This window comes from Agrobacterium sp. MCAB5, from assembly GCF_052114365.1.
Classification (GTDB): Bacteria; Pseudomonadota; Alphaproteobacteria; order Rhizobiales; family Rhizobiaceae; genus Agrobacterium; species Agrobacterium tumefaciens.
Genome location: NZ_JBFREP010000196.1, coordinates 1 through 521 on the forward strand (window position 1 = coordinate 1; position 521 = coordinate 521).

1 protein-coding gene is annotated in these 521 nt (G+C 55.9%); it reads right to left on the reverse strand.

Features of this window, described 5'->3' with window-relative positions:
• Positions 1 to 395 precede the first annotated feature (395 nt).
• Positions 396 to 521 (reverse strand): helix-turn-helix domain-containing transcriptional regulator (locus AB4Z23_RS28185; RefSeq protein WP_441361270.1); only part of this gene is annotated, 126 nt, incomplete at its 5' end.

Genomic DNA, 521 nt, shown 5'->3' on the forward strand with positions numbered 1-521 from the left:
GGATAACGTCGTCGGTTTGCGAAGGACTATGCACTTCATGACATTTACATAGAATGCCGCGAACGCTTCCTCGTTTCTGGCAACTATGTTGATATGCGCAAGTCTCACGGCGGTATACATCCTCGTCTCTGACGCGACCATACCAAGTTTACGTCAAGCGAAGTAAAAAGTCCGCAATCGGCCGACGGCCGACTTGGCGCAGAACCGCCAATTGCGGTCATTCGCTTCAGGCTATGGCATTGTCCGACCTTGGACCGGAAGCCGTCGTGGCGACGAGGGGTGGAGTTCCAAAGGGGAACCCCTCGCGCCTGGTCCTGCCGCTTGATGCGGAAGGATCAGGCGAGTGTTTGCTTTGTCAGTAGCTTGTTTCTGCCGCGTGTATGCGGACCACCGTGTTACTGGGCGGCATGGGCCTTGGCGGTCATATCAACACCGAGTGCTCTCATAACGGCCAACGTCGTTTTGAGCGTTGGGTTGCCGTGCTCGCTGAACGATCGATAAAGCTGTTCGCGAGACAAGCC